The sequence below is a fragment of the Methylobacterium sp. NPDC080182 genome, from assembly GCF_050281105.1.
Lineage (GTDB): Bacteria > Pseudomonadota > Alphaproteobacteria > Rhizobiales > Beijerinckiaceae > Methylobacterium.
The window spans coordinates 1-3,865 of the sequence record NZ_JBNNWO010000055.1 but is presented as its reverse complement, the minus strand read 5'-3'; the positions used below and the strand labels follow the sequence as shown (position 1 = coordinate 3,865).

General features: G+C 63.7%; 3 protein-coding genes and 1 pseudogene. 1 reads left to right on the top strand and 3 read right to left on the bottom strand.

The genetic code is table 11. The features are described 5' to 3' along the window. From ACQKQD_RS34010 to ACQKQD_RS34000, 3 genes and pseudogenes are all read right to left on the bottom strand, one after another. Window positions 1-281: pseudogene (locus ACQKQD_RS34010) on the bottom strand (hypothetical protein); the annotation flags it as partial. Between the two features lie 311 nt (window positions 282-592). After that, window positions 593-1,350 (bottom strand): IS5 family transposase gene (locus ACQKQD_RS34005; RefSeq protein ID WP_427510987.1). Its coding sequence is split into 2 segments (ribosomal slippage): window positions 593-1,014 and window positions 1,014-1,350, totalling 759 coding nucleotides; the frame shifts between segments, so codons are not numbered across the junction. Between the two features lie 169 nt (window positions 1,351-1,519). Next, window positions 1,520-3,148, bottom strand: a complete 1,629-nt coding sequence (locus tag ACQKQD_RS34000) for a putative bifunctional diguanylate cyclase/phosphodiesterase (protein ID WP_427510988.1) — start codon at window positions 3,146-3,148, stop codon at window positions 1,520-1,522. Between the two features lie 536 nt (window positions 3,149-3,684). Between ACQKQD_RS34000 and ACQKQD_RS33995 the strand changes: the two genes are divergently transcribed. After that, on the top strand, window positions 3,685-3,865 hold a 181-nt coding region (locus ACQKQD_RS33995), incomplete at its 3' end, for a response regulator (RefSeq protein ID WP_427510986.1).

Genomic DNA, 3,865 nt, shown 5'->3' with positions numbered 1-3,865 from the left:
CTTTTGCGGGTGATGCGGTGGCGGGCGAAGAAGCGTGACAGGCCGCTCGTGCTGGTCGTCACGCCTTGCTCGGCCAGGGTGGCGCACAGTTCATGATGAGGGGCGCCGTGGACGAGGCGCAGGCCGAGGCCAGCAAGCCCTCCCCCGACGCGGGGCGACTCGGCCGGACTCTCGCGGCCATCAAGGATCTTGGGGTGCAGGCTGGCGGCGGCGTGGTCGCGAGCGGAGTCGTAGCCGGGGTCACCGCTCTGCTTCAATAGGGGTACCGTCACATCGGGCATCGGCACCTTCGCCGATTGTCGCTTGCCTTATGCACGGTAAGATGGCGTGAGGCGTCGGTAGACCAAAGGACGCGTATGTGTTTGCCCAGAGGATGGCCTAAAGCTTTTCGCGATGGCGACGGGGTCAAATTCGCATCTCCCATGACCATCGAGGGCGCTCATTGGTGGCACCGACACTTCCCATCGGAAAAAGGCTACTACCCTAGGGACTTCGTCGCCGATTTGACGAAGGGGGCTGCGGGCCACGTGATTGCGACCTTCGAAGAGCTCGACCCGGAAGCCGAGACGTTCACCCTAGGGTTTGGACTCGATCAGCACCAGAATGCGATGACGGCGGCCAGAGCGAGGGCCGAGGCGTAGTTGCGGGCGAGTTTGTCGTAGCGGGTGGCAATCCGGCGGAAGTCTTTGAGGCGGTTGAAGGTAGCCTCGATCCGCCACCGCTCCCGATAGCGGGGCCTGTCATGGCGGATCTTCCGCTTTCGGCCGCGTTTGCCCGGGATGATCGGCGTAATGCCGCTCTTGCGTAGGTCAGCGCGGAGCCAGTCGGCGTCGTAGCCCTTGTCGGCGGCCAGTCGCCGGATCCGGCCAGGCGCTTCGGCCAGCACCGCCGGGGCGGTGGTCACGTCGCTGGCGTTGCCCGGCGTCAGCAGCAGGACGCCTGGACGGCCGAGGACATCGGTGAGCGCGTGGATCTTGGTGGTCTGGCCGCCGCGCGACGGGCCGATAGCCTGTGCCTTTGCCCCCCTTTGCCGCCATGGGCTGAGCGGTGGGCTCGGACGTAGCTGCTGTCGAGGGCAGCCGCATCGCCCGCCCATCCGGCCTCGGCCAGCGCGGCGAGCATGGCTTTCCAGAAGCCGCGCCGCGACCAGCGGTTGAAGCGGTTGTAGACCGTGGTGCGCGGACCGTAGGCGGCCGGGCAATCGCGCCAGCGACAGCCCGATGTCAGCACGTGCAGGATGCCCGAAATGATCTGCCGGTCGTCCTTGCGCTCGGGTCCAGGCTGATCCTTGGGCATGAACAGTTCGATCACCGCCCACTGCCCATCCGAGAGCCAGAACAGGTCTGCCATCGCCACCTCCAAGCCGCAAAATGGCCGCCTGGAATCACAAAACGACAAACCCTGCAACGCCTTGGTTGGGTTCACACCCTAATACAGCAGCTTCGGTATCGACCTTCTCGGCGGGGGTAGCGCCGGCTCCGCCAGTGGACGACTTCGGTCCCGACGAAGCCCGCACGGCTTACCAGACGTGCTTCGGAAGACCTGTTCGCGACAGCGCGGCTTGTGGCTGCGGCCGGCTCAGGAGGTAGCCTTGGACCTGCCCAACGCCCTCGGCCCGGGCGAGTTCCAGTTGCTGCGCCGTCTCGACGCCCTCGACCACCGTGGTGATGCCCAGGCTGACCCCCAGGCCCACCACCGCCCGGATGATGGCGCGCGCGTCGGCGCTCGTCTCGGCCTCGCTCGTGAACGAGCGATCGATCTTGATCTTGTCGATTGGGTACCGACGCAGATAGCTCAAGGACGAGTAGCCGGTGCCGAAATCGTCCATGGCGATCCGGATGCCAGCGTCGTGCAGCGCGGCGAGATTGTCCCGGGTCGCCTCGCTCTCTTCCAGCAGCGAGGTCTCGGTAATCTCGACCTCCAGCCGCGCGGCGGCCAGACCGGTCTCCGCCAGCACGGCAAGCACCTCCGCGCCGAACCCCTTCTGCCGCATCTGGACGCTGGAGACGTTGACGGCGACGGCGATATGATCGGGCCATGCCAGGGCATCCCGGCAGGCGCGCTCCAGGATCCAGCGGCCGAGGGGTAGGATGAGACCGGTCTCCTCCGCCAAGGGGATGAACGACAGCGGCTGGATCATGCCGCGCGTGGGATGGCGCCAGCGCACCAGCGCCTCGACGCAGGCGACGTGTCCGTCGCGGGCATCGACGAGGGTCTGGTAGTGCAACTCGAACTGCTCCGCCGTCAGCGCGGCCTGGAGGTCGGCTTCGATCTGCCGACGCGCCTCGAAGGCCTCCGACATGCTGGCTTCGAAGACGCTGACGATGCCGCGCCCCTCGGTCTTCGAATGGCGCAGGGCGAGGTCGGCATCGTGCAGCAGCGGGTCCATGTCCAGGTCTTGGACCGCGCGGATCGCGAGGCCGATGCTGGCGCCGGTATGGACGCGGCCGCACGCGAGATCGAACGGCTCCGACAGGACGTCGACGAGGCGCTGGGCGGTCGACGTCGCGGCTGCCTCGACACTCACACGCTGCACAAGCGCGAACTCGTCGCCGCCGAGGCGGCCCACCACATCGCCCCGCCGCGTGTTCCTCCGCAGCCGCGCGGCGACCTCCTGCAGGAGCTCGTCGCCGGCAGCATGCCCGTAGGTGTCGTTGACGAATTTGAACCGGTCGAGGTCGATGTAGAACATCGCCAGCAGCGGCCGCGCCTCCTCACGCGCCTTAACCAAGTCACGGTAGCCCTGGCGCATCGCCCGGATGTTGGCGAGGTCGGTCAGGGCGTCGTGATGGGCCAGGTGGGCGATACGCTCCGCGCTTCGGCGCTGCTCTGTGATATCCTCGAATGTCGAGACCCAGCCGCCGCCGTCCATGACGCGATAGTTGATCGCCAGCGTGCGCCCATTGGTAAGTTCGCGCGTGATCGGTACCGGCTCGATCGATTGCAGAGCGTCCCGGCTGCTGCGCTCAATCTCCTCGAGAGTGAGGCCCGGCGAGTAGAGGCCGCGCGCGACCAGCGAGGCGCAGATCTCGTGCTGGGTCATGCCCGTGAGGATCATGTCCTGCGGGATACCGAAGATATCTCGGTAGCGCTTGTTCGACACGACGAGTCGGGATTCTGCGTCGAACATGCATAAGCCTTGGATCATGTTCTGCAAAGCGGCCTCAAATAGACGGCTCTGTTTTGTTGTGTCTATGCTAGAGTTATCGCCAAATTCTTCATGCGCGCCTATGGCCGTGTCATGATCAGAAAACAACGTGCCCGCATGTCGCAAGATCACCTCACTGTCTGGACTATCAGAAGTTGCGACAAGCCTAAGATCGGGGTAGGGCACGACGTCGTCCTCGACTACGATGTGCCTATCCTACAGCATAACTGTGCCACATCCTAATTAAGGGATGATACCAAAAATTCCCCCAACCGGCATTCTGGATCTACATTTAGAAATTGATGAATGCGTTGTTGCAGTTGTCTTCCTTCCTGCCTTCGGCCGTCGCCCTGGCCTCGCCAAGCACTGGTCCCGTAATCTGCCCTGTGCGAGTGCCTTGTGAGGGAAAAACGGCCTTTGAACCGGAGTTCTTCCGACGATAGTGTCTGCTCCATGACGGAGTATTCCGAAATGCGATCGTTAATGTTTCGGTATCGTTGAGTATGTATGATGTGCAGAAGCATGAAGGTAACCCTATGCGCGTTCTCCTGATCGAAGACGACGTCAGCGTCGCGCAGAGCATCGAACTGATGCTCAAGTCCGAGAACTTCAACACCTACATCACCGACCTCGGGGAAGAGGGTGTCGATCTCGGTAAGCTGTACGATTACGACATCATCCTCCTCGATCTGAACCTGCCCGACATGTCGGGCTACG